Genomic DNA, 23,550 nt, shown 5'->3' on the forward strand with positions numbered 1-23,550 from the left:
GACCGGTCCGGTGCCCCTCCGCTTCGCCGTGCCCGCCCTCCGGCCGGCCCGGTCGTCCGGGGTGCCCGGTCCGGCGGGCGGGCACTACGGGCCGGGACGCCATTCCGGGACGCCGGTTCCGGGACGCCGGAGGAGGCCGTGGCGCGGCGGGTCAGGGCCGCGTCCGGGTGATCGGCCGAGGGTAGCCTTGCCCGGGTGAGCACCTGTGCGACCCTGTCGCGTGAACTTTCGGAGCCGCTGACCGCGACGGCGGCGGTGGCGAGCACCTGGCTGCTGGTGGAGCAGAACGGGCCGTGGGGTGCGAAGGCGCTGCGCGAGAGCCATCTGGACGCGGCCGTCGGCCGGGCGCTGGAGGAGGCCGCGGCGGGCACGGGCGTGCGGGTGGCGCTGGTGCGGCGGCCGGGGCGGCACGCGGACTGCCTGCCGACGGCGCGGCACGAAGTGGTCGTGGCGCACACCGTGCCGGGCCGGGGCTGGGTACGCCGGGCGCAGGTGGCCGACCCGGCGGAGCTGCTGGGGCTGGACTTCGCGGCACTGGGCGCGGGGGACCACACGGGCTTCGGGGCGGAGCACGTCGGCGGCCCGTTGGCGCTGGTGTGCACCAACGGTCGGCGGGACCGCTGCTGCGCACTGCTGGGCCGTCCGCTCGCCGCGGAGCTGGCGGCCGCCGGGCACAGCGAGGTGTGGGAGGTGACGCACCTGGGCGGGCACCGCTTCTCCCCCACGATGCTGGTGCTGCCGTACGGCTACGCGTACGGGCGGCTGACGGCGGAGACCGCCAAGGAGGTGCTGGCGGCGACGGCGGCCGGGCATACGGTGCCGGAGTGGTCGCGGGGCTGCTCGGGCTGGGAGCGTCCGGGCCAGGCGGCCGAGCACGCGGTGCGGCTGGCGACCGGCGAGACCGCGGTGGACGCGCTGACGCTCACCCAGCGGCCGGACGGCGAGGGCCGCTGGCTGGTGACGGTGCTGCACCGGGACGGCCGGAGCTGGGAGGTCGACGTGGTCGAGGCGGTGAGCGAGCCGGCCCGTCCGGAGAGCTGCGGCAAGGCGGCGGGGACCCCGTCCCGCATGGACGTGCTGTCCGTCCGGGGGGTCTGAACGGACGGCCGGCGGGCTGAGCTCGCGGGCGACGCCCCCGTCCGGACACACGTCGGCCCCGCGCCCGTGGGGGTGGGCGCGGGACCGCTGCGCGACGGGGGCGGTCAGCCGGTGGCCTTGCCGACGAACTCCGTGGTGTAGGTCCTGGACAGGTCGATGGAGCCTTCCTTGCCCTTGACGTCCGGGTGGAACGCCGCGAGCACCGAGAGCACCGTCTTCGGCCCGTCGGCCGGCATCACGCCGTCCGTGGTGAACATCGGCAGGGTCGCCTTGATCGCCGCCGCGTACTGCTCGGCGCCGCCCTGCGCGTAGTCGGCGGGCATCTTCGCGGCGATCTCCTCGGGGGTGTGGGCGGACATCCACTTGAGGGTCTTCACGAAGGCGTTGGCGAGCTTCTGGGTGGTGTCCTTGTTCTTCTCCACCCAGTCGATGTTCATGTACAGCGAGGACGACGGGTACAGCCCGCCGAGCGCCTGGCGCGAGCCCTCGGGGGTGCGCATGTCGTAGAGGACCTTGCCGAGGCCCTTGTCCAGGATCGCGGCGACGGTCGGGTCGGTGGTCATCCCGGCGTCGATGCTGCCCTGCTGGAGCGCGGCGATGAAGGTCTGGCCGGCGCCGACCGCGATCGGGCTGAACTCGCTGACGGCGGTGCCGTTCTTGACCGCGAGGTACTTGGTGAGGAAGTCGGTCGAGGAGCCGAGGCTGGTGACGCCGAGCTTCCTGCCCTTGAAGTCGGCACCGGACTTCACGGCGTCGGCCTGCTTGGTGGAGACGATCTCGACCTCGCCGGGTGCCTGGGAGAACTGCACCACGGATTCGACGTTCTTGCCCTTGGCCTGGAGGTCGATGGTGTGGTCGTAGAACCCGACCGCGCCCTGGACGTCGCCGGCGAGCAGGGCGGTGGTGGCGTTGACGCCGGCGGGCTCGGTCAGCAGCTCGACGTTGACCCCGGCCTCGGCGAAGTAGCCGAGCCGCTGGGTGAGCATCGCGGGCAGGTAGATGACCTTGTCCAGGCCGCCGACCATGATCTTGACCTTGGGTCCGTCGACCTGCTGCCCGGCCGGGGCGGCGACCGCGCCGTGGCCGGCGGCGGCGTCGTTGGCGCAGGCGGAGAGCGGGAGGAGCAGGACGGCGGCGAGGGCGGCGGCAGCGGCTCTGCCAGTGGAGTTCGGGCGCATGGGTGGGGGTGCCTCTCTACTTCTTGCCGGCAGGGGGGTCAGCGGCCGTCGCCCGCGTCGGCGGGCTTCCAGCGGAACAGCTTCTTCTCGACGAGGGTCAGCAGCCCTTCGGTGAACAGGGCGACGACCGCGAGGATGGTCATGGCGGCGTACACGCCGGCCGCGTTGAAGGTGCCCTGGGCGGCCGCGACGAGCAGGCCGAGGCCCTTGGTGGCGCCGATGTACTCGCCGACGATGGCGCCGATCAGCGCGAAGCCGAAGCTGACGTGCAGGCTGGTGAAGATCCAGGTGGTGGCGGCGGGGATGACCACCTGGAGGGTGACCTTGCGGTTGTCGGCGCCCAGGATGCGGGCGTTGGCGACGAGGTTGCGGTCCACCTCGCGGGCGCCCTGGAAGGCGTTGAAGAACACCGGGAAGAACACCAGCACCACGGCGGAGGCGACCTTGGAGGCCGGGCCGAGGCCGAACCAGATCAGGAAGATCGGCGCGAGCACGATGCGCGGGATGGCGTTGAGCACCTTGATGTACGGCCCGAACACGTCGGCCAGGAAGCGGATCCGGCCGAGCGCGATGCCCAGCAGCACACCGCCGACCACGCCGATCACCCAGCCGGTGAGGGCCTCGTAGAGGGTGTAGCCGATCTGTTCGCCGAGCGATCCCTGGGCGGTGCCGTGGGTCACCCACTGCCAGATCTGGTCCCAGATCCTCGACGGCTGCGAGAAGTTGAACGGGTCGATGACCTTCGTCCGGGCGCAGACCTCCCAGAGTCCGAGGAAGGCGGCCAGGACCGCGACCCGGGCGCCGTAGACGCCCAGCTTCCGGTTGCGGGCGGCCCGTTCGCGGGCCTCGGTTCTCGTCGTGACGGCCGGGGGCTTCCCGGCGACGGCGGACGCGGTCTCAAGCGGCACGACCCGCTCCTCTCTCCCGGGTGATGCGCACCTCTTCGCCGAGCGAGGCCCAGATCTCGCGGTACAGCTCGACGAACCTCGGTTCCAGCCGGACGGCCTCGACGGTGCGCGGTCGTGGCAGGTCGACGGTGAAGACCTCCTTGACGGTGGCCGGCCCGGCGGTCATGACGACGACCCGGTCGGCGAGCGCGATGGCCTCGTCCAGGTCGTGGGTGACGAAGACGACGGACGAGCCGGTCCCGGCCCACAGCTCCAGCAGCTGGTCCGACATGAGGGCGCGGGTCTGCACGTCCAGCGCCGAGAACGGCTCGTCCATCAGCAGGATCGTCGGGTCGTTGACGAAGGTCTGGGCGAGCGCGACGCGTTTGCGCATACCGCCGGACAGCTGGTGCGGGTAGCGGTCCTCGAAGGCGGAGAGGCCGACCCGGCCCAGCCAGTCCCGGGCCCGCTCCCTGGCCTCGGCGGCCGGCACGCCGCGGAAACGCGGGCCCGCCATGACGTTGGACAGCACGGTGCGCCAGGGGAAGACGGCGTCCTGCTGGAAGACGAAGCCGACCTTGGGGTCGATCCCCTCGACGGGCTCGCCGTACACCCGGACCTCGCCCTCGGTGGGCTCCTCCAGGCCGCTGACCAGCGTCAGCGTGGTGGACTTGCCGCAGCCGGTGGGTCCGACGACGGCGACGAACTCGCCTTGGGCGACGGTCAGATCGAGATCGCGGACGGCGGTGTGCAGCGCCCCGGAGGGCGTGCGGAACCGTTTGGTAGCGCCGCTCAGCTCGATCGCCGGGGTAGTGCTCATTCGATCCTCCCGGGTCTGTGCTTGCTCCGGAAAGGTAGGAGCGGGCCCGCCCCCGGCGGGAGCCTTCTCCGCGTAGTGCGACTTCTCCGCATTGAGGGGTGTTCTGCTCGTTTTGCTTCCGCTACAACTGCGGGAGCGCGGCTGACAGAAACACGCCGGAAACATAGGGTGTCCCGACCCCCACCCGAGGACGCCCGGCCCCGCCGCACGACCGGCCTCCGCACCCGTCCCCGACCGGAGAACCAGCCCCCCACCCGCGCAGAACCACCCGAAGCCCCCGAGAGGAGGCCCGGATGAAGCTCCCCCACTGGCCCCGCCGGGTCTTCGCCCAGCTGCTGCTGAGCCAGACCGTCGTCACCGTCGGTGTCACCACCGTGACCGCCGGACTCTTCCTGGCCCCGGTCAGCAGCGAGCTGGACCACGACGCGATGCAGCGGGCCCTGTCGATCGCCCAGGCCACCGCCACCGACGAGGCCATCGCCCGGGCCGCCGACACCCGCGACGTGGTGGCCGCGCAGCGCAACGCCGAGCAGATCCGCCTGGCCACCGGCGCCAGCTTCGTCGTGGTCACCGACCTCGACGGGATCCGGCTCTCGCACACCGACCCGGGTCGGATCGGCCACCGGGTCAGCACCGACCCGGAGCCGGCCCTCAACGGCCGCAGCGTCACCGCCATCCAGCAGGGCACCCTGGGGCGCACCGCGCGCGGCAAGGTGCCGCTGCGGATGGCGGACGGCCGGATCGTCGGCGAGGTGTCGGTCGGCATCAGCGACGACTCGATCCGCCGCCGGCTGCTGACCATGCTCACCGGGATCCTGCTGTGCGCGGGCGCCGGCCTGGCCGCCGGTACCGTCGCCACCCTCGCCCTGGCCCGTCGGCTCAAGCGCCGCACCCACAACATCGCGCTGGCCGACATCTCCGCGCTGCTGGTGGAGCGGGAGGCCATGCTGCACGGCATCCGCGAGGGCATGGTGGCGCTGGACGAGCGCGGCCGGGTCCGGCTCGCCAACGACGAGGCGGTCCGGCTGCTTGGCCTGCCCGAGGACTGCACCGGCCGGCCGATCACCGAGGTGCTGCCGCCGGGCCGGCTGGCCGACGTGCTGACCGGCCGGATCACCGGCGCCGACCTGCCGGCCGTCCGGGACGACCGGGTGCTGGTGGTGAACCGGATGGCCACCGCCGAGGGCGGCGCGGTGGTCACGCTGCGCGACCGCACCGAGCTGGAGTCGCTGGTCCGGGAGCTGGACACCACCCGCAGCCTGACCGAGGCCCTGCGGGCCCAGGACCACGAGCACGCCAACCGGATGCACACCCTGCTGGGCCTGCTGGAGCTGGGCCGGCACCGGCAGGCGGTGGCGTTCATCTCCGAGCAGTCCGGCTCGCACGCCGTCGTCGCCGCGCGGATCGCCGAGCAGGTGCAGGACCCGCACGTCGCGGCGCTGCTGGCGGGCAAGACCGCGGTGGCCGGCGAACGCGGGGTCCGGCTGGCGCTGGCCCCGGCGGCGCACCTGCCGGACACGGTGGTGGACCCGCGGGCCCTGGTGACGGTGCTCGGGAACCTGGTCGACAACGCGGTGGACGCCCTGACGCCCGGCGGCGGCGGGCGGCTGGAGGTGAGCCTGGCGGCGGCCGGCTCCACCCTGCTGCTCCAGGTCGCGGACAGCGGCCCCGGTGTGCCGGAGGACCTGCGCGAGCAGGTCTTCGAGGAGGGCTGGACCAGCAAGGAGGCGCCCGCGCACCGTCCGCGCGGGCTGGGGCTGGCGATGGTGCGGCGGCTGGTCGAACGGACCGGCGGCCGGATCGTGCTCGACACCGGGCCGCTGGGCGGCGCCCGGTTCACCGTCGAACTGCCCGAGGCCCTGCTCACCGACCGGCTCGTGGAGGCGTGATGATCGACGTACTCGTGGTGGACGACGACTTCCGGGTCGCGGACGTGCACGCCGCCTACGTGGCCAAGGTGCCCGGCTTCCGGGTGACCGGCACCGCGCACTCCGCCGGGGAGGCGCTGGCCTTCCTGGAGCGCCGCCCGGTGGACCTGCTGCTGCTCGACCACCACCTGCCGGACGAGACCGGCCTGGCCCTGGTGCGCCGGCTGCGCGAACGCCAGGTGGCCTGCGACGTGATGATGGTGACGGCCGCCCGCGACGTCTCGACGGTCCACGCCGCGATGCAGCACGGCGCGCTGCAGTACCTGGTCAAGCCGTTCACCTACGCCGGACTGCGGGAGAAGCTGGTGGCGTACGCGCAGCTGCGGCACGCGCTGGCCGCACCGGCCCGGGAAGCCGGCCAGGACGAGGTGGACCGGCTGTTCGCGACCCTGCGCAGCGCCGCCGCGCCGACCGGGATGCTGCCCAAGGGCCACTCCGCGCCGACCACCGACCTGGTACTGGGCGTGCTGCGCCGGGCGGGTCGGCCGCTGTCCGCCCAGGAGGTCGCCGACGCCACCGGGCTGAGCCGCTCCACCGCGCAGCGCTACCTCAAGCAGATGGAACGGGACAGCCGGCTCCGGCTGACCCTGCGGTACGGCGACACCGGCCGTCCGGAGCACCGCTACGGGCTGGCGGCCCGGGCGTGACCCTGGCCGGGGCCGGGGCCGGGGCCGGGGCCGGGGCCGGGGCCGGGCTCGGGCCACGACGGCTTCGGCTCCCGAGGGGCCGCGCCCGGACACGGCTCCGGACACGGCTCCGGACATGGGGGAACCCCGGCGGCCCCAGGCCCGCCGGGGTTCCCCGGGCGCGACGGCTCAGGCCGCGCCCGCACCGGTGAGGGCCCGTACCTCCAGTTCGGCGAAGCGGTCCGCGTCGGCGGGCTCGGACGAGGTGACCGTCCCGATCCAGCCCGCCAGGAAGCCCAGCGGGATGGAGACGATGCCGGGGTTCTCCAGCGGGAACCAGTGGAAGTCGAGGCCGGAGAACAGCGCGACCTTGGATCCGGAGACCACCGGCGAGAAGAACACCAGGACCATCGCCGGGACCAGCCCGCCGTACACCGACCAGACCGCGCCGCGGGCGGTGAACCGCGACCAGAACAGGCTGTACAGCAGGACGGGCAGGTTGCTGGAGGCGGCGACGGCGAAGGCCAGGCCGACCAGGAAGGCGACGTTCAGCTGCTGGGCGTAGAGGCTGATCACGATCGCCGCCGCGCCGATCCCGCCGGCCGCGAACCGGGCGACGACGACCTCCTGCTGCTCGCCGGCCCCGGCCGCGGACTCCGCCGCCGAGCGGGAGCCGGGCACCGCCTCGGCCCGGCGGCGGCGCAGCCGGCCGCGCCCCCTCCCGGCCCGCGCCCGGGCCGCTTCCCGCCGGGGCCGGTCGCGCCAGGCCCCGGCCCAGATGTCGTGGGCGAACGCCGCCGAGGAGGCCAGGGTCAGCCCGGCGACGACGGCGAGGATGGTGGCGAAGGCGATCGCCGAGATCAGCGCGAACAGCACCACCCCGCCGGTGCTGCCGTTGCCGCCGCCGAGCACCAGGGCGAGCAGCGGGACGGCGGTGTTCCCGGCCGCGTTGGCGTGCCGCACCTCGGCCGAGCCGACCAGCGCGGTGGCGCCGAGGCCGAGCAGGATGGCCATCAGGTAGAAGCCGCCGACCAGGCCGATCGCCCACATCGTGGAGCGGCGGGCGGCCCGCGCGGTGGGCACGGTGTAGAAGCGGGACAGGATGTGCGGCAGGCCGGCGGTGCCGAGCACCAGGGCGAGGCCGAGGCTGAAGAAGTCCAGCCGGCTGGTGAACCCGGCGCCGTACTTGAGCCCGGGCTCCAGGTAGCGCTGTCCGGCGCCGCTGTGCTGCGCGGCCTGGCGCATCAGCTCGCCGAGGTCCCCGTGGAAGCGGACCACCAGGAGCACGGTGAGCAGCACCGAGCCGGCGGTCAGCAGGAAGGCCTTGATGATCTGGATCCAGGTGGTGGCCCGCATCCCGCCGATCGTCACGTAGACGATCATCAGGGCGCCGACCGCGATGATCGTCCAGGTCCTGGCCTGCGGGCTGTCGGTGCCGAGCAGCAGGGCCACCAGCGAACCAGCGCCGACCATCTGGGCGACCAGGTAGAGCAGCGTGACGACGACGCTGGCGCCGCCCGCAGCGGCGCGCACCTTGCGCCGGCGCAGCCGCAGCGCCAGCACGTCCGCGAGGGTGTACCGGCCCGCGTTGCGGACGAGTTCGGCGACCAGCATCAGCACCACCAGCCAGGCGACCAGGAAGCCGATGCTGTAGAGCACGCCGTCGTAGCCGTACAGGGCGATCAGCCCGGCGACGCCGAGGAAGGAGGCGGCGGAGAGGTAGTCGCCGGAGAGGGCGAAGCCGTTCTGCAGCGGGGTGAAGTCGCGGCCTCCGGCGTAGAAGTCCTCGGCGGCGTTGCCCTGGCGGCCGACCCAGAGGGTGATGCCCAGGGTGACCAGGACGACGACGGCGAACAGCACGATCGCGAGCGAGTGGTGGTCGCCGGCGGGGGCGACGGGGGGCGGGGTGGCGGTGGTCAGCACGGTCGTGACCGTGCTCGTCGCCGGGCCGGTCATCAGGGGGGTCATCACGCTCGTCATCGCAGTTGGTCCTGGGTGTCCCAGCGCAGGCCCAGGGCGGCGCGGTCGCGCTTGGTCCGGGCGTTGCGGGCGTAGAGCCAGGTGAGCAGGAAGGTGGAGGCGAACTGCAGCAGGCCGAGCAGCCAGGCCACGTTGAACGGGCCGGCGACGGGGGTGCGCATCAGGGCGGGCGCGGCGGCCTGGGCCGCGACGTACATCAGGTACCAGCCGAGGAAGACGCCGGTGACCGGGAAGACGAAGGTCCGGTAGCTGCGGCGGATCTCCTGGAAGGCCGCGCCGGCCTGGACGGACCGGTAGACCTCGGTGCTGTCGGCGGCCGCCGGAGCCGCGGGGGCTGTCGGGGCCGCGGGGGCGGCCGGGACGACGGCGGGCCCGGACGGGGCGGCCGGAACGGCGGCCGGCGCGACGACGACCGGCACGACGACGACCGGCACGGGCTCGGCCGCGACCGCTGCCGACCGGTCCGCACCGGCGGGCGCCGTATGGGCGGGGGCCGGACGGGTGGGCGCGGACTGCGGCGGTACCGCCGTTCGGCGGCGCGGCTCCGATGGCTCCGGCGGGGCCCCGGAGGAGGCCTCGGCGGGGGTGGCGGCCGGAGCGGCCCACCAGTCGAAACGCTGTCCCTGCCCGGGACTGCTCGTCTGCTGCTGTGGCACTGCTGCTCCTGAACGGCCGGACGTTCTGACCCGAACCATGATGGAGCCCGTTGGACGGCGCCTCGGACCATCGCAGATACGTTCACTCGATGAGGTGATCGATGATCCGACAGACGCCCATCCGACTACTGCTGCGTACCGGTGATTCCGTGTCGGAACGCGTAGGCGACCGCCTGGGCCCGGTCACGGACGGCGGTCTTGGCGAACAGGTTGTTGATGTGCGTCTTCACGGTGGCCTGGCTGACGAACAGCCGGTGGGCGATCTCCGCGTTGGAGAGCCCCTCCGCGATCAGCGCCAGCACCTCGGCCTCCCTGGCGGTCAGCCCGTCGGGCAGCTCCCCCGGCCGGGCGGCGGGCCGCTCGGCCGTCGGCGCGGACCGGCCAGGCTGCTCCGAAAGCCTTTCCAGCAACCGGAGTTGGACCTGCGGGGAGAGCCCGGCCGCGCCCGAACGGACATCCGCGATGGCCCGGGCGATCTGGTCGGCGCCGGCGTCCTTGGTGAGGTAGCCACGCGCCCCCGCCTGGAGCGCCGGGAACAGCGAGTCGTCGTCGGCGTAGGTGGTGAGCACCACGACCTCGACCTCCGGGTGCGCCGCCCGGATCCGCCGGGTCGCCTCGACGCCGTCGCAGCGGGGCATCCTCAGGTCCATCAGCACCACGTCCGGGTGATACCGCTCCACCAGGGCGACGGCTTCCTCCCCGTCCCCCGCCGCACCGACCACCTCGATGCCGGGCAGCAGCCCCAGCAGCATCACGATGCCCTCGCGCACCACCGTCTGGTCGTCCGCCACCAGCACCCTGGTGACCCCCGGATCCGTCATACCGGCACCCGCAGCAGCACGCGCCACCCTCCGTCCTCCGGGCCCGCCACCAGCGTGCCGCCGAGCAGTTCAGCGCGTTCGCGCATACCCAGCAGACCGTACCCGCTGCCGCTGGCCGCCAACTCCCCCGGCGTCGGACCGGCGTCGGACCCGCGCGGCGGGCGGGTGTTGCGCACCTCCAGCTCCACCGCCCCGTCCAGGTAGCGCAGTTCCACCGAGCAACGGGCGCCGGGCGCGTGCTTGCGGACATTGGTCAGCGCCTCCTGCGCGGTGCGCCGCACCGCGAGCGCGGCCTCGGCGGCGAGCGGCCGGGGCGTCCCGGTGACTTCGAGGGCGACCCGCTCCCGTCCGGTCAGCTCGACCAGGAAGTCCCCGACCGGGGTGAACTCGCCGCGCAGCGCGGACAGCGCCTGCCTGGTCTCGACCAGTCCGTCCTGCGCCATCCGCCGGGCGGCGACGACCCGGTCGCGGACCTGCTCGCGGTCGGTGCCGCGTTCCAGCATCAGCCGGGCCGCCTCCAGGTGGACGAGCTGCGCGGAGAGGCTGTGGGCGAGCACGTCGTGGATCTCCCGGGCGATCCTGGCCCGTTCGGCGAGCGCCGCGCTCTCCGCCTGCGCGGCCCGGGCGGCGCGTTCCTGGACGAGCAGCCGGCGCGCGGTGCCGCGCGCCTCGACGTCCAGCCGCAGCAGGTAGCCGAGCAGGCCTATGCCGCCGACGGTCGCTCCGACGCCCAGCCAGTCCGCCGGGCTGACCGCCGCGTACGAGCCCATCGCGGCCACCGCGACGGCGGCGGCGGGCACCGGCGGCATCCGGACCAGCGACATCACGGCCAGACCGCACCAGAGGACGGCGGCGAGCGTGGTGGCCTGCCCCGCGTGGGCCAGCCAGCCGGCCCCGAACACCCCGGCGGCGAACACGAACGAGGGCGCCGGGCGCTGCTCCCGGGTGGCGCTCAGGAAGGCGGCGGTGAGGCCGACGGCCGCGGCCAGCCCGGCCACCGCGGCCGCCAGCGCCCAACCGGTGAACCTGCCGTCGGAGAAGGTCCCCCAGCAGACGACGTTCAGCAGGACGAACCGCCCGAGCACGGTCAGCATCCGCCGGGGCCGGCTCTCCGCCTCGCGCTCCAGCCCCTCCCGGGACGGCCAGCGGGTCCAGTACCACCCGGCCACGGGTGCCTCCTCGGTGCTCACGGCGGTCGGTCAGTTCCGCACGGCGGTCGTCCGCACGGGTTCCAGCATCCGGGCCCTCCAGTTCACCACGAGGGAGCGGACCAGCAGCATCACCGCCATGCCGAGCATCAGCGCGCTGCCCGCCTGGTGGACGTGCAGGGCCGAGCCGATCCCGTACAGGCCGATCCGGATGACGATCATCCCGACCCAGGCGGCCAGGGTGGCCTTGGTGCCCTTGGCGAGGACGGTGCCGTCGGCGTCCCGCCAGAGCCGGACGGTCCAGCCCCAGACGGAGCCCATCACGAGCACCGTCAGCAGGCCGGCGGCCAGCAGGGCGGCCGAGACGCCGGTGTGCGCGTGGTCGATGAGCTGCGGGTCGCGCAGCGCGAGCACGCCCAGGATCAGCGGCAGCAACCAGAAGCGGCGCTCGGAGTCCAGGCGCTGGACGCGCATCTGGCGCTGGACCACCAGCACCACCACCGCGACGATCACGAGGATGTTGGTGAGGGAGTTCATGGGGGCTTCTCCGTCCCGACGGAAGGGCTTCTGCTGACCTCTCCGACGCTACGGACCGGGGCGTTCCCGCTGATCGGAGCCGGGGTGGACCTCGGGTGGAAGGCAAACGCGCGGGCCCTCCACCCGTGGGTGGAGGGCCCGGCCGGACGGGGCGCGTCAGGCGTCGATGCGCGATCGGTCCAGGGTGGCCGCGGAGTCCACGATGAACTCCTTGCGCGGGGCGACGTCGTTGCCCATCAGCAGGTCGAAGATCCGCTCGGCCTGCTCCAGGTCGCCCAGGTTGATCCGGCGCAGGGTGCGGTGGCGCGGGTCCATGGTGGTCTCGGCCAGCTGGTCGGCGTCCATCTCGCCCAGGCCCTTGTAGCGCTGGACGGGCTCCTTCCACCGCTGCCCCTTGCGCTGGAACTCCAGCAGGGTGGAGCGCAGTTCGGCGTCGGAGTAGGTGTAGTGGTACTTCTCCTGGCCGCGCTTGGGGCTGGTGAGCTCGATCCGGTGCAGCGGGGGCACGGCGGCGAAGACCCGGCCCTGCGCGACCATCGGCCGCATGTAGCGGTGGAAGAGGGTCAGCAGCAGGGTGCGGATGTGCGAGCCGTCGACGTCGGCGTCGGCCATGAAGATGACCCGGCCGTAGCGGGCCTGGTCGATGTCGAAGGTGCGGCCCGAACCGGCCCCTATCACCTGGATGATCGCGGCGCACTCGGTGTTCTTGAGCATGTCGCTCACCGAGGCCTTCTGCACGTTGAGGATCTTGCCGCGGATCGGCAGCAGCGCCTGGAACTCGGAGTTGCGGGCGAGCTTGGCGGTGCCGAGCGCCGAGTCGCCCTCGACGATGAACAGTTCGCTGCGGTCGACGTCGTCACTGCGGCAGTCGGCCAGCTTGGCGGGCAGCGAGCTGGTCTCCAGCGCGGTCTTGCGGCGCTGGGCCTCCTTGTGCTGGCGGGCCGCGACCCGGGTGCGGGCGGCCGCGACGATCTTCTCCATGACCGCCCGGGCCTGGAGCTTCTGGTCCTTCTTGGCCGAGGAGAGGAAGGCCTTGAGCTCCTTGGCGACGACGGCGGCGACGATCCGGTTGGCCGCCGAAGTGCCGAGCACCTCCTTGGTCTGGCCCTCGAACTGCGGCTCGGCGAGCCGGACGGTGACCACCGCGGTCAGGCCCTCGGTGGCGTCGTCCTTGGTGATGTCGTCCTCGGCGACGCGCAGCAGCTTGCCCGCGCGCAGCGCCTCGTTGACCGTCTTGGCCAGCGAGCGCTCGAAACCGGTGACGTGGGTGCCGCCCTTGGGGGTGGCGATGATGTTGACGAAGGAGCGCAGGGTGGTGTCGTAGCCGGTGCCCCAGCGCAGCGCGATGTCCACGCCGAGGTGGCGGGTGACCTCGGTGGGGGTCATGTGGCCGAGCTCGTCCAGGACCGGCACGGTCTCCTTGAAGGTGCCCTCGCCGTGCAGCCGCACCACGTCGCAGACCGGCTTGTCGGGGGCCAGGAACTCGCAGAACTCGGCGATGCCGCCGTCGTAGCGGAAGACCGACTCCTCGATCTTCTCGCTCTCGGTGAGCCGCTCGTCACGCACCACGATGGTCAGGCCGGGGACGAGGAAGGCGGTCTGCCGGGCGCGGCTGTGCAGCGTCTCCAGGGAGAGCTTGGCGTCCCTGAGGAAGATCTGCCGGTCGGCCCAGTAGCGGATCCTGGTGCCGGTGCGGGCCTTCGGCACCTTGCGGGCCCTGGTCAGGCCGTTGGCGGGCTCGAAGGGCGCGTCCGGGCTGGTCTCGGTGAAGATGCCGGGGGTGCCGCGGCGGAAGCTGATCGCATGGGTGTGGCCACTGCGGTCGACCTCGACGTCCAGCCGGGCGGAGAGGGCGTTGACGACCGAGGCGCCGACGCCGTGCAGACCGCCGGAGGCCGCGTAGGAGCCGCCACCGAACTTGCCGCCGGCGTGCAGCTTGGTCATCACGACCTCGACGCCGGACAGCCCGGTCTTGGGCTCGACGTCGACCGGGATGCCGCGCCCGTTGTCCCGCACCTCGACCGAGGAGTCCGGGTGCAGCACGACGTCGATGCGGTCGCAGTGGCCGCCCAGCGCCTCGTCGACGGAGTTGTCGATGATCTCCCAGAGGCAGTGCATCAGGCCGCGGCTGTCGGTCGAGCCGATGTACATGCCGGGGCGCTTGCGGACCGCCTCCAGGCCCTCCAGGACGAGCAGGTGCCGCGCGGTGTAGTTGGAACCGTCGTCGCCGGCCAGCAGCGCGGACGGCCCGGTCGTTTCGGCACTCACGCGGCACTCTCCTCGGTGAAGTTCTGTCTCATCGGTCACATCCGGACGGATCCGGACCAAACGCCAGTGCAGCACGCCGCACCGACATCCGTCGCTCTGCGTGCCCGCACCCCTGCGCCGGGTACGCAGCACGCGGACCCGGCCCCGCGCAGCTTGTACGCGCTGCGCGAACAAGCACCGCGCCCGGGTGTGGGCCCGGGGGGCGCCATCTCCTCCCGGTAGCACCGGTCCTGGCGGATCGTGGGGCCCGGCGCAGGCTCCGGAACTGCCGTTATGCAGGCTACCGGGGCCCGGGACGGGGCTTATGCTCCAACCCGGCAGAGGATTATGCTACGCGGACCTCGGACCCGATCCCGATCGGACGTTCGAGCCATGAGCGGATCCCGGGATTTCGGCAGGCATGAACCACCGGCGCCCGGGGCACGTCCTCATCAACACAGCAGAATCCTCAGAGAAGAAAAGCCACGAGCGGGAACGTTTTCGGCCTGGTTGGATGTTGACCCTGGTACGACAGCTCGTCGAGCTAGAGAAGAGGCGACGTGACTACTGTTCTGACACCTGCGAGCCCGCTCACCGCGGCTGACCGCTGCGACCGCTGCGGCGCCCAGGCATACCTGCGCGTCGTACTCGCGAGCGGCGGAGAGCTGCTCTTCTGTGCCCACCACGGCCGGAAGTTCGAGCCCGAGCTCAAGAAGATCGCCGTGGAGATACAGGACGAGAGCGGCCGTCTCACCACCAGCACCACCGCGACGGCCGACGAAGACGAGCGCTGATCCCGGGCGCCGCCACCAGCAGCCGGCATCGAGCTGTGTCCGATCGCGCACCGCGCGCGACCGGTGAGCCGGACGACCACCCCTCCGGGGGCCGGTCGCCCGGCTCTGCTGTTCTCCGGACGGTTCTCCCCTGTTCGTCCGGGCCGCGCCCAGGGCCGGTCCCGGCGACCCGACGCGGCGTCAGAACGTGACCGCCCCGTCACCGGCCGCCACATGTGTGGCGGCCCGCACCGGGCCGCGCCGGCTCCCGGCCGCTCACAGCACCGAGCGCACCGCGTCCGCGACCGAGGAGACCCGCGTGTAGACGCCCGGGTGGGCCGCCTCGGCACAGCCCGTCCCCCAGGAGACCAGGCCGACCAGCCGCCCCTCGACGATCAGCGGGCCCCCGCTGTCGCCCTGGCAGGCGTCCTTGCCGCCCTTCTCCTCGCCCGCGCAGACCATGCCCCGGGCGTCGAACTTGCCGTCCTGCCCGCCCGGGTAGGCCTGCGCACAGGTCTGGTCCGAGACGACCGGCACGTCCACGCTGCGCAGCAGCGGTGAGTAGTCGCCCCGCCCCGTGGTGTCACCCCAGCCGTACACCTGCGCCCTCGTCCCCTCCGCGTACGGCGCGGTCTCGCCCTGGCCGACCAGTTCGACCACCGGCCGGGAGTCCTGGGACTCGGACAGGGTGAGCACCGCCACGTCGTTCATGTTGGCGGCGAACGAGTAGTCGGGGTGGACCCAGACCGACTGCACCGACACCTCGCGGCCGGACATGCCGCGCATGTCGTCCCGGCCGACGATCACCTTGAGGCCCGGCCGGTCCACCCGGCCCTTGGACTCGTCGTAGAAGCAGTGCGCGGCCGTCACCACCTTGGTCGGGCCGACCAGGGCCCCCCCGCAGAACTGGCCGGAACGGCCGCTGCCGAACTGCTGGCGGCTGGCCAGTGCCACGATCCACGGGTGGTCGGCGGTGCTCGCGGTACCGCCGCCCACCACCCGGCGCTGCGCCTCGGCCGGCGCGGCCGTGCCGAGCGCGACCAGCGGGACGGGCGCGGCGGCGATCAGCGCCAGCACGGCGGCCCGGCGACGGCGGCCCACCCGGGCGGCGGCCGGGTCGGCCCGGGGCGGGACGGGGGTCGGCAGATCAGTGCGGTCCGGCTCGGTCGGCACCGTGACTCCAGAAGGCTCGGCAGCAGGCAACCGGCACAGCGTAGGTGACCGGCTACACCGTGCGACCGCTTCCCGACACGCCGCCACCCGTACGGGCGACAACCACCACCCGTACGCTGACGCGGCCTGGCCCGGACAAGCCGGAAGGCCCGGAGCCGTGGGGCTCCGGGCCTTCGTCGACGACTGCTGTCGATCAGTCCAGGTAGTCGCGCAGCACCTGGGAACGCGACGGGTGGCGCAGCTTCGACATGGTCTTCGACTCGATCTGGCGGATGCGCTCACGGGTGACCCCGTACACCTTGCCGATCTCGTCGAGCGTCTTCGGCTGGCCGTCGGTCAGGCCGAAGCGCATCGAGACCACGCCGGCCTCGCGCTCGGAGAGGGTGTCCAGCACCGAGTGCAGCTGCTCCTGGAGCAGGGTGAAGGAGACCGCGTCGGCCGGGACGACCGCCTCGGAGTCCTCGATCAGGTCACCGAACTCGCTGTCGCCGTCCTCGCCCAGCGGGGTGTGCAGCGAGATCGGCTCACGACCGTACTTCTGGACCTCGATGACCTTCTCGGGGGTCATGTCGAGTTCCTTGGCCAGCTCCTCCGGGGTGGGCTCGCGGCCCAGGTCCTGGAGCATCTGGCGCTGGACGCGGGCCAGCTTGTTGATGACCTCGACCATGTGCACCGGGATACGGATGGTGCGGGCCTGGTCGGCCATGGCGCGGGTGATCGCCTGGCGGATCCACCAGGTGGCGTAGGTCGAGAACTTGTAGCCCTTGGTGTAGTCGAACTTCTCGACCGCACGGATCAGACCCAGGTTGCCCTCCTGGATCAGGTCCAGGAAGAGCATGCCGCGGCCGGTGTAGCGCTTGGCCAGCGAGACCACCAGGCGGAGGTTGGCCTCCAGCAGGTGGTTCTTGGCCCGGCGGCCGTCCTCGGCGATGATCTCCAGCTCGCGCTTGAGCTTGGGTGCGAGCTTGTCGGCGGCCGAGAGCTTGTCCTCGGCGAACAGGCCGGCCTCGATGCGCTTGGCGAGCTCGACCTCCTGCTCGGCGTTGAGCAGCGGGACCTTGCCGATCTGCTTCAGGTAGTCCTTGACCGGGTCGGCGGTGGCACCGGCGACGGCGACCTGCTGGGCCGGCGCGTCGTCCTCGTCGTCGTCGGAGAGGACGAAGCCCTCCGACTCCTCCTCCGGGCCCTCGGCCTCGGTCTTCTCGGCGCCCGGCGTGGTCTCCTCGAGGATCTCCTCCTCGCCGAGCAGCTCCTCGTCGCCCTTGCCGCCCTTGGTGGCGGCGGTCTTCTTGGCAGCGGTCTTCTTGGCCGGCGCGGCGGTCTTCTTGGCCGCGGCCTTCTTGGCCGGGGCGGCCTTCTTCGCCGCGACAGCCTTCGCCTCGGTGGCGACGGTGGTCGCCCCCCCGGCGGTGATGTCGGCGGAGACGGTGGGGGCCGAGGCCGCGGCGGCGGCGACGGCCGGGGCCGCGACGGGAGCGCCGGGGGCGATCCGCACGGGCGGCTTGGTCGGGGCCGACGGGGTCCGGGTGGTGACAGCCTTGGTGGCGGTGCGCTTGGTGGGGCTCTTGGCAGCAACGCTCTTGCGCTTGGCGCCGGCCGGTTCGGCCGCGCTGACCATGAGGTCCACCCCCTCCTCAATCAACACCTGGTTGAGGCTGCGCATGACGTTCTTCCACTTGGTGACCGGGATCTGGTCCGCCTCGAACGCCTGGCGCACGTCGTCACCGGCGATCTGCCCCTGGGCCTTGCCCCGCTCGATGAGCGCCAGCAGAGCCGCGGACTCGGCGATCTCGGGGGGAAGCGAACGGGATGTGCTGGCCGACACGAACAACCTCTCGGACGATGAGTGGACTCGAACCCGTACCGGCCGCCCGAGCGGGCGGGGAAGGAGATCGCGCGTCGGACGCGCGGTGTCGATTCCGACCGACTCGGGCTTGAGGACTGGGTTTGCAGGACGGCAGCAGCGCCGCGGACCAACACAGCATTCTGACATGTTGGATTATTCCGGAGCTGCTCCCGCTCAGGAGACATCGCTGCTACTCGTCAAGTGTTACGCATGGCCTTCGTGTCGCGGGTCACACCACTTGGCGGCCGCGGCCACGGGGCCGGGTTCCATCATCGCGCACTCGCGCCGAAACCTTTCGCCATGGTCCGGACGGATCGCGGAGCGGGGGCGGTCGGCGCCTCCGACGGACCGTCCGCATGCGGAGGCCCTCCGGCTGCGCCTCGAGGTGCGGCCGGAGGGCCCTGGCGGAGCGGACCGCCGGATCCGGCGCCTCCGCTCGTCGGAACAGCCCGCTCAGTGCTCCCGGGGCGCGGGGACGGACGGCTCGACCTCGGGGTGGACGGTGAGCAGCGCCCGCATCGCGACCTCGCCCGCGGCGCCGTCGCCGGCCCCCAGCGCGTCCACCAGCCGGGCGTGCAGGCTGACCGAGGCCTCCGAGGGCCGCTCGCAGGAGATCGCCGGACCGCCCGAGACCTGCAGCGCGCAGGCGACGATCCCGGAGAGGTGCTCCAGCATCCGGTTGCCGGCCATCTGCAGGACCAGGCCGTGCAGCTCGGCGTCGGCCCGGGTGTAGGTGGACAGGTCGGCCTGGGCGGCGGCGTGGCCCATGATCTCGACCAGCTCGACCAGCCGCTGCTGGACGTCCTCCCGGCCGTGGCCGGCGGCCAGCCGGGCGGCCAGCGGGTCGATCGCCCAGCGGAGCTCGAACAGCTCCCGGCGCTGCTCGTCCCGCTGCGGGCCGAAGGCGCGCCACTCGATGATGTCCGGGTCCAGCAGGTTCCAGTCGCCGACCGGACGGACCCGGGTGCCGACGTTCGGCCGGGCGCTGACCAGGCCCTTGGCCTCCAGCACTCGCAGCGACTCGCGGACGACGGTCCGGGAGACCTCGAACCGCTGGCCGATCTCCTCGGGCACGAGCGGGCGGTCGGCGCCGAGGTCGCCGGAGACGATCATCTGGCCGAGCTGCTGGACCAGCTGGCCGTGCAGACCGCGGCCTCGGCTGCTGGTCGTCTTGCGGCCGACCCGGGAGATGTCCGACTCGGCGCCCTCCCAGCGGGGCACCGGCGGGGTCGGCCGGTCGGCGTACGAGAAGCGGTCCAGGCCGCCGGGACCGTGGATCGGCCCTTCGGCGGAACGGGCGGGGGTCATGGTGGGGTGCGCAAGGGTACTCACGCCTCCTTTGTCGGCGATCCGCGGGCGTGGCTTGAGAATTCTCGTGAAAAGCACACGAAAGGGTGATCGCCCGTGACTGGATAATTGACTTCTTATCAGGAAGAACCGCTCATTACGGTCACTGCTGGTCGATCTTGGTTCATCGTGGCGGCCGACGCCCCGGAACGGGCCCTACAGGGCTCGACGGCGGGCCTGGACGAGCAGGGCGGCGAGCAGCAGGACGACCCCGGGGGCCGCGACCGCCGCGAGCAGCGCCGGGTCCGTCAGCGCCGCGCTCCCGGCCACCGCCCCGCGCGCCCCGCCGTACACCCAGCCGTAGGCCCACTCGACGCCGGACTGGAAGGGCAGCAGCTCCGACGCGCGGGCCGGCCACGGCCGCCCGGTCCGGCGCAGCAGCAGGGCGACGCCGGACTCCAGCAGCGGCGGCAGCGCGCACAGCAGCAGCACCCCGGCGGCGGCACTGCGGGTCAGCGACGCGGTCAGCACACCGGTCCAGCCGGCCACGACGGCCACCAGGACGAACGCCAGCAGCGCGGCCGGCACCCCGTGCCCGGCCGCCGGCGCCAGCGGGGCGAAGGCGCCCGGCAGGTCCGACAGCCCGGACAGCCCGGCGCGGCCCAGCGCCTCGGACGCGACCGGCGACAGCGCGGCGGGATCCGCCCACGCCGCCACCGTCGTCCCGTCCGGCAGCGCGAGGTGCACGGCCACCGCGTCGAGCAGCAGGGTGGCCAGCGCCAGGAACGCCGCCACCGGGCCCACCACCGCCAGCTTGGCCAGCAGCAGCCGCACCCGGCGCGGGTACGACACCAGCGAGGCCGGCAGCCCCGGGTGGCGCACCTCGTGCCCGTACGAGAGCGCGCCCAGCACGCCCGCGCCGAGGGCCGCGAACGGCAGCGGGACCAGCGGGACGGCGGCGGTCAGCAGCCGCACCCCCGCGGAGCCGGCCAGCGGGCCGTCCGGGGCCTGGCTCGCCAGGACGGCGGCCACGGCGGCGTCGCCGAGCAGCACGGCGGCGAGCAGCAGCCAGGTGGAACGCAGGCTGCGCAGACGGCGCAGCTCGTAGGCCAGGACACGCACGGTTCACTCGCTCCGGTGGTCGTCGGTGGTGGCGGTGGTGGCGGGGGCCGCGGGGGCCGAGGCGGCGGTCGCGCCCGAGCCGAGGCGGCGGAGGCGGACGGTGTCGTCGGTCAGCAGGTCGGCGTTCCCACGGCGGACCGGCGCCCTGACCCCGGCCGGCGGCGCGGCCGCCTCGGCCGGAGCCGGGTCGTCGCGGAACAGCCGGTCGACGGCGACGGTGGGAGCCGGCTCGACGGGCTGGACCGGGCGGGCGGCGCGGGAGGAGCGGGAGGACGCGGGCCTGGGTGCCACGGGCCGGGGTGCCGCAGGTCGCGGGGCCTCCGGCCGGGGGGTCTCCGGCCGAAGGGTCTCCGGTCGGGGGGCCGCAGGCCGGGGAGCGGGCGCACCGGAGCCGGGGGCACCGAGCGCCGGGAGGACGGCGGGGAGGGTGGCGGCGACCACGGCGACGGGCAGGGCACGGGTCGGCAGTGATGCGTCGTGCTGGGGGCGCGGCGCCCGGCGCTGCGGGGTGGTGTCGGCTTCGGGAGCGGAGGCGGGGGTGGCGGCGGGGGCAGCGAGGGTGGGGGCCGGGGCGAGGGTGGGGGCCGGGGCGAGGGTGGGGGCCGGGGCTGGGGGCTCCGCCGGGACGACCGGCTCGGTGACGGGCCGGGGAACGGCTGCCCCGGCCGGGGCAGCGGGAGCCGGGGCCGCAGGGGAGGGCTCGGCGGTGGAAGGCCGAACGGGCTCACGGATCGGGCCGGGGCCCGGCACCGGACTCGCTCCGAGGTCAGGTCCGGTGCCCGGTTCCGAGCCCGGTGCGGTCTCCGACGCGCTGCCCGGGCCGGCATCAGCCCCGGCATCCGGGCCGACGTCCGGGCCGACGTCCGCGGCCCGGCGGACCCGGACGCGGCCGGAGCGGCCCGAGGCGGCCGGCAGGACCGCCCGGGGCGCCGGCTGCTCGACCACCCGGTCGGCCAGCTCGTGCAGCAGGATCCCGTGGCGGTAGGCGAGTTCGCCGATCTCGGTGCGGTCGATGCCGGCCACCGCGAGGCCGACGCTACCGTCCCGACGGACCTCGGCGCCCTGACTCACCAGCAGGTCCGCCAGTCGCGCCATCTGCGGCCCCCGGACGGCCACTTCGGGGCTGAGCCTGGTCCGGCGGAACTCCGTCACCGGCTGGTCCGCCACCAGGCGGCCGCGGTCCAGGGTGACGACCCGGTCGGCGAGCTGCGAGGCCTCCTGCGGGGTGCGGGTGGTCACCAGGACCGTTCCGCCCGCGACACCGAACGAGCGCAGGAAGGAGTGGAACCACTCGACGTTGCGCGGCGACAGGCCCTCGGCCGGCGCGTCCAGCAGCAGCGTGCCGGGGTCACCGAGCAGGGCGGCGGCCAGGGCCAGGCGGCGGTGCATGCCGGGCGAGAAGGTGCGCATCCGCTGCCCGGCGACAGCGGCCAGCCGGGTCTGCTCCAACAGTTCGTCGGCCCGCCGCGCCGGGACGCCGACCGCCGCGGCGAGCATCCGCAGATGGCTGTCCGCCCGGCGCCCCGGGTGCCCGGCCACCCCCTCGCCCGGGCCGGGCAGCAGCACGCCGACCTCGCGCTCGGGACGGCGCAGACGACGGTAGGGGCGGCCGTCGAAGAGCGTGACGCCCTGGCCGCGTTCGAGTCCGAGCATCAGCCGCAACGCGGTGGACTTGCCCGCGCCCTCGGCCCCGAGCAGCGCCGTCACCATCCCGGGCCGGGCGTCGAAGGTCAGATCCAGCACCGCAGGCGGAGCGCCCTTGCGGTAGACCTTGGTCAGTCCGGTGATCTGGATCATCGCTGGCTGCTCCCATGCCGTCGGCCGACCTGCTCGACGCGGAGCGCCCCCTGATGGGCCGGCGTACACCCGCACGGCTCCGCGCCAGCACATTAGGGGGCGGCGGCGGCTATTCCGGGCATTACGGGAACGGCACGGGCCCACCGACTGCCCACCTCACCCGATCAGGGGAAAATCCGATCCTGCGATTCACGGGCAGGACCGGTCGAGGGACGTCGCGGCCGGCACGGCCGGCGCGGCGGATCGGCTGGCACGGCGGAGCGGCGTCGCGGCCCGGGGCGAAGGCACGGCGACGCGGGCCGGGGCACGGCGGAGCGGCGACGCGGGCCGGGGACGCTGCCGCGCCCGGCCGCCGCTCCTACCGGGACGGCCAGGGCAGGGGCGGGAGCTTCTCGTCACCACACAGCGCCCGGAACCCGTCGACGGCCGCCCGGCCCTCGACGGCGGCCTGACCCAGCTGCTCGTACTCGGCGGCCAGCCTCTCCTGCACGGCGGCGACCGTCTCGGGCGCGGCCCGCTCGGCCCGCACCCGGCCAGTTCCCGCTCGGTGGCTGCGGTGGTCGCTTCGAGGGCCCTGTAGTCGGCCGCCAGCCCGTCGATGAGCGATCGCCGGTCGGCGCAGTCCGTGAGGGCCATCGCGGGCTCCTGGGGTCCGGGGGCCTTCGGCCCGGCGGCCGAAGCGTCCACCGACACTGTGCGCCGGTGGCCCCGCCCCCGCAGCCGGACCAGGCCGTTCGGCTGCCCGGCCGCCGACCTCCGGGGGCGGGGCCGGAGCACGGCGGCGCGGACAGGGCGGCACGGGCACGGCCGCGCAGTGCGCGGTCGAGCGGGCGCGGCCGGGCGCGGCTCGGCGGCCGGGCCCGGGGCTCAGGCCTCCGGGCGGAGCATGGGCGGGTTGAGGACGGTCGCGCCACCGGCGGTGAAGAGCTGCGCCGGACGGCCGCCCTGACGGGTCGTCGTGCCACCGGAGGGCAGCAGGAAGCCCGGCGTTCCGGTGACCTTGCGGTGGAAGTTCCGCGGGTCCAGCACCACGCCCCAGACCGCCTCGTAGACCCGGCGCAGCTCTCCGACGGTGAACTCGGTCGGGCAGAAGGCGGTCGCGAGGGAGGAGTACTCGATCTTGGAGCGGGCGCGTTCCACACCGTCGGCGAGGATCAGCCCGTGGTCGAAGGCCAGCGGGACGCCGTCGGCCGGGTTCTCCCCGAGGAGTTCGCCGACCGGGGCCCAGCGGGCGCTGCTGGCGTCGCCGCCGGCCCGGGGCGTCGGCAGGTCCGGGGCGAGCACCAGGTAGGCGACGCTCACCACGCGCATCCGGGGGTCGCGCTGCGGGTGGCCGTAGGTGGCGAGCTGCTCCAGGTGGGCGCCGGCCGCACCGGGGCCGATCGCTTCGTGGCCCGGGGCGGAGTGCGCGCGCAGACCGGTCTCCTCGGCCAGCTCCCGGGAGGCGGCCTCGGCCAGACCCTCGTCCGGGCGGACGAAGCCGCCCGGCAGCGCCCAGTACCCCTGGAAGGGCGGCTCGCCCCGTCTGACCAGCAGGGCGCAGAGCGAGTGGTCGCGCACCGTCAGCACCACGAGGTCAACCGTGACAGCGAACGGGGGAAAGGCCGACGGATCGTAACGCGACAT

At 73.8% G+C, this 23,550-nt stretch carries 20 protein-coding genes; 4 read left to right on the forward strand and 16 right to left on the reverse strand.

Going from position 1 to position 23,550, the window contains the following annotated elements:
• The first annotated feature begins 195 nt into the window (after positions 1 to 195).
• The gene (locus ACFQ6N_RS16635) at positions 196 to 1,098 is read left to right on the forward strand and encodes a sucrase ferredoxin (RefSeq protein WP_380649724.1); all 903 of its coding nucleotides are present in this window, start codon (positions 196 to 198) and stop codon (positions 1,096 to 1,098) included.
• A 104-nt stretch (positions 1,099 to 1,202) separates the two neighbouring features.
• Here ACFQ6N_RS16635 and ACFQ6N_RS16640 read toward each other — a convergent pair whose 3' ends face one another.
• From ACFQ6N_RS16640 to ACFQ6N_RS16650, 3 genes are read right to left on the reverse strand one after another with little or no spacing between them, the layout of a single operon-like run.
• Positions 1,203 to 2,276, reverse strand: a complete 1,074-nt coding sequence (locus tag ACFQ6N_RS16640; RefSeq protein WP_380649725.1) for an ABC transporter substrate-binding protein — start codon at positions 2,274 to 2,276, stop codon at positions 1,203 to 1,205.
• 38 nt (positions 2,277 to 2,314) lie between these two features.
• On the reverse strand, positions 2,315 to 3,184 hold the full coding sequence (locus ACFQ6N_RS16645) for an ABC transporter permease (protein WP_380649727.1): 870 nt from the start codon (positions 3,182 to 3,184) through the stop codon (positions 2,315 to 2,317).
• The gene (locus ACFQ6N_RS16650; protein WP_380649728.1) at positions 3,174 to 3,983 is read right to left on the reverse strand and encodes an ABC transporter ATP-binding protein; all 810 of its coding nucleotides are present in this window, start codon (positions 3,981 to 3,983) and stop codon (positions 3,174 to 3,176) included. Before ACFQ6N_RS16650 ends, ACFQ6N_RS16645 begins: the two co-directional genes overlap by 11 nt.
• A gap of 293 nt (positions 3,984 to 4,276) precedes the next feature.
• Here ACFQ6N_RS16650 and ACFQ6N_RS16655 point away from each other — a divergent pair, with 293 nt between their 5' ends.
• A complete protein-coding gene (locus tag ACFQ6N_RS16655; protein WP_380649729.1) occupies positions 4,277 to 5,872 on the forward strand; it encodes an ATP-binding protein in 1,596 nt (531 codons plus the stop codon).
• A complete protein-coding gene (locus ACFQ6N_RS16660) occupies positions 5,872 to 6,558 on the forward strand; it encodes a response regulator (RefSeq protein ID WP_380649731.1) in 687 nt (228 codons plus the stop codon). The genes ACFQ6N_RS16655 and ACFQ6N_RS16660 overlap by 1 nt, the downstream gene beginning before the upstream one ends.
• A gap of 168 nt (positions 6,559 to 6,726) precedes the next feature.
• Here ACFQ6N_RS16660 and ACFQ6N_RS16665 read toward each other — a convergent pair whose 3' ends face one another.
• The 6 genes from ACFQ6N_RS16665 to ACFQ6N_RS16690 all read right to left on the reverse strand — a co-directional run bounded on the left by ACFQ6N_RS16665 (position 6,727) and on the right by ACFQ6N_RS16690 (position 13,947).
• Positions 6,727 to 8,517 (reverse strand): cation acetate symporter, encoded by a 1,791-nt coding sequence (locus ACFQ6N_RS16665; RefSeq protein ID WP_380649732.1) that lies wholly within the window; start codon positions 8,515 to 8,517, stop codon positions 6,727 to 6,729.
• Complete coding sequence (locus tag ACFQ6N_RS16670) at positions 8,514 to 9,173, reverse strand: DUF485 domain-containing protein (RefSeq protein ID WP_380649734.1); 660 nt, start codon at positions 9,171 to 9,173, stop codon at positions 8,514 to 8,516. The genes ACFQ6N_RS16665 and ACFQ6N_RS16670 overlap by 4 nt, the downstream gene beginning before the upstream one ends.
• A gap of 125 nt (positions 9,174 to 9,298) precedes the next feature.
• A complete protein-coding gene (locus ACFQ6N_RS16675; protein ID WP_380649735.1) occupies positions 9,299 to 9,994 on the reverse strand; it encodes a response regulator in 696 nt (231 codons plus the stop codon).
• Positions 9,991 to 11,184, reverse strand: coding sequence for a sensor histidine kinase (locus tag ACFQ6N_RS16680; RefSeq protein ID WP_380649736.1), 1,194 nt, complete (start codon positions 11,182 to 11,184; stop codon positions 9,991 to 9,993). Before ACFQ6N_RS16680 ends, ACFQ6N_RS16675 begins: the two co-directional genes overlap by 4 nt.
• Before the next feature lie 9 nt (positions 11,185 to 11,193).
• Complete coding sequence (locus tag ACFQ6N_RS16685) at positions 11,194 to 11,679, reverse strand: DUF1453 domain-containing protein (protein WP_380649738.1); 486 nt, start codon at positions 11,677 to 11,679, stop codon at positions 11,194 to 11,196.
• A gap of 156 nt (positions 11,680 to 11,835) precedes the next feature.
• Positions 11,836 to 13,947: a type IIA DNA topoisomerase subunit B gene (locus ACFQ6N_RS16690; protein WP_380649739.1), complete on the reverse strand. Its 2,112-nt coding sequence runs from the start codon at positions 13,945 to 13,947 to the stop codon at positions 11,836 to 11,838.
• Positions 13,948 to 14,486: 539 nt separating this feature from the next.
• Between ACFQ6N_RS16690 and ACFQ6N_RS16695 the strand changes: the two genes are divergently transcribed.
• Positions 14,487 to 14,720 (forward strand): hypothetical protein, encoded by a 234-nt coding sequence (locus ACFQ6N_RS16695; RefSeq protein WP_380649740.1) that lies wholly within the window; start codon positions 14,487 to 14,489, stop codon positions 14,718 to 14,720.
• A gap of 255 nt (positions 14,721 to 14,975) precedes the next feature.
• On the opposite strand, the gene ACFQ6N_RS16700 is transcribed toward ACFQ6N_RS16695, so the two are convergent.
• From ACFQ6N_RS16700 to ACFQ6N_RS16730, 7 genes are all read right to left on the reverse strand, one after another.
• Positions 14,976 to 15,773: a S1 family peptidase gene (locus tag ACFQ6N_RS16700; RefSeq protein WP_380649820.1), complete on the reverse strand. Its 798-nt coding sequence runs from the start codon at positions 15,771 to 15,773 to the stop codon at positions 14,976 to 14,978.
• A gap of 292 nt (positions 15,774 to 16,065) precedes the next feature.
• Positions 16,066 to 17,697: an RNA polymerase sigma factor gene (locus ACFQ6N_RS16705; protein ID WP_380649741.1), complete on the reverse strand. Its 1,632-nt coding sequence runs from the start codon at positions 17,695 to 17,697 to the stop codon at positions 16,066 to 16,068.
• A 474-nt stretch (positions 17,698 to 18,171) separates the two neighbouring features.
• The gene (locus ACFQ6N_RS16710) at positions 18,172 to 19,104 is read right to left on the reverse strand and encodes a FadR/GntR family transcriptional regulator (protein WP_380649742.1); all 933 of its coding nucleotides are present in this window, start codon (positions 19,102 to 19,104) and stop codon (positions 18,172 to 18,174) included.
• A 117-nt stretch (positions 19,105 to 19,221) separates the two neighbouring features.
• Positions 19,222 to 20,127: a hypothetical protein gene (locus tag ACFQ6N_RS16715; RefSeq protein WP_380649743.1), complete on the reverse strand. Its 906-nt coding sequence runs from the start codon at positions 20,125 to 20,127 to the stop codon at positions 19,222 to 19,224.
• 3 nt (positions 20,128 to 20,130) lie between these two features.
• On the reverse strand, positions 20,131 to 21,924 hold the full coding sequence (locus ACFQ6N_RS16720) for an ATP-binding cassette domain-containing protein (RefSeq protein WP_380649745.1): 1,794 nt from the start codon (positions 21,922 to 21,924) through the stop codon (positions 20,131 to 20,133).
• 358 nt (positions 21,925 to 22,282) lie between these two features.
• Positions 22,283 to 22,453 carry a hypothetical protein gene (locus tag ACFQ6N_RS16725; protein ID WP_380649746.1) on the reverse strand — a complete coding sequence of 57 codons (171 nt, stop codon included), beginning with the start codon at positions 22,451 to 22,453 and terminating at the stop codon, positions 22,283 to 22,285.
• Positions 22,454 to 22,791: 338 nt separating this feature from the next.
• Complete coding sequence (locus ACFQ6N_RS16730) at positions 22,792 to 23,550, reverse strand: NUDIX domain-containing protein (RefSeq protein ID WP_380649747.1); 759 nt, start codon at positions 23,548 to 23,550, stop codon at positions 22,792 to 22,794.

The organism is Kitasatospora sp. NPDC056446, assembly GCF_042796115.1.
Lineage (GTDB): Bacteria > Actinomycetota > Actinomycetes > Streptomycetales > Streptomycetaceae > Kitasatospora.

What these genes read in the sequence shown, in the direction of transcription:
- ACFQ6N_RS16640 (WP_380649725.1), bottom strand. Translation starts at nt 2,276, where the DNA reads ATGCGCCCGAACTCCACTGGCAGAGCCGCTGCCGCCGCCCTCGCCGCC.
- ACFQ6N_RS16650 (WP_380649728.1), bottom strand. Translation starts at nt 3,983, where the DNA reads ATGAGCACTACCCCGGCGATCGAGCTGAGCGGCGCTACCAAACGGTTC.
- ACFQ6N_RS16655 (WP_380649729.1), top strand. Translation starts at nt 4,277, where the DNA reads ATGAAGCTCCCCCACTGGCCCCGCCGGGTCTTCGCCCAGCTGCTGCTG.
- ACFQ6N_RS16660 (WP_380649731.1), top strand. Translation starts at nt 5,872, where the DNA reads ATGATCGACGTACTCGTGGTGGACGACGACTTCCGGGTCGCGGACGTG.
- ACFQ6N_RS16665 (WP_380649732.1), bottom strand. Translation starts at nt 8,517, where the DNA reads ATGACGAGCGTGATGACCCCCCTGATGACCGGCCCGGCGACGAGCACG.
- ACFQ6N_RS16675 (WP_380649735.1), bottom strand. Translation starts at nt 9,994, where the DNA reads ATGACGGATCCGGGGGTCACCAGGGTGCTGGTGGCGGACGACCAGACG.
- ACFQ6N_RS16685 (WP_380649738.1), bottom strand. Translation starts at nt 11,679, where the DNA reads ATGAACTCCCTCACCAACATCCTCGTGATCGTCGCGGTGGTGGTGCTG.
- ACFQ6N_RS16720 (WP_380649745.1), bottom strand. Translation starts at nt 21,924, where the DNA reads ATGATCCAGATCACCGGACTGACCAAGGTCTACCGCAAGGGCGCTCCG.
- ACFQ6N_RS16730 (WP_380649747.1), bottom strand. Translation starts at nt 23,550, where the DNA reads ATGTCGCGTTACGATCCGTCGGCCTTTCCCCCGTTCGCTGTCACGGTT.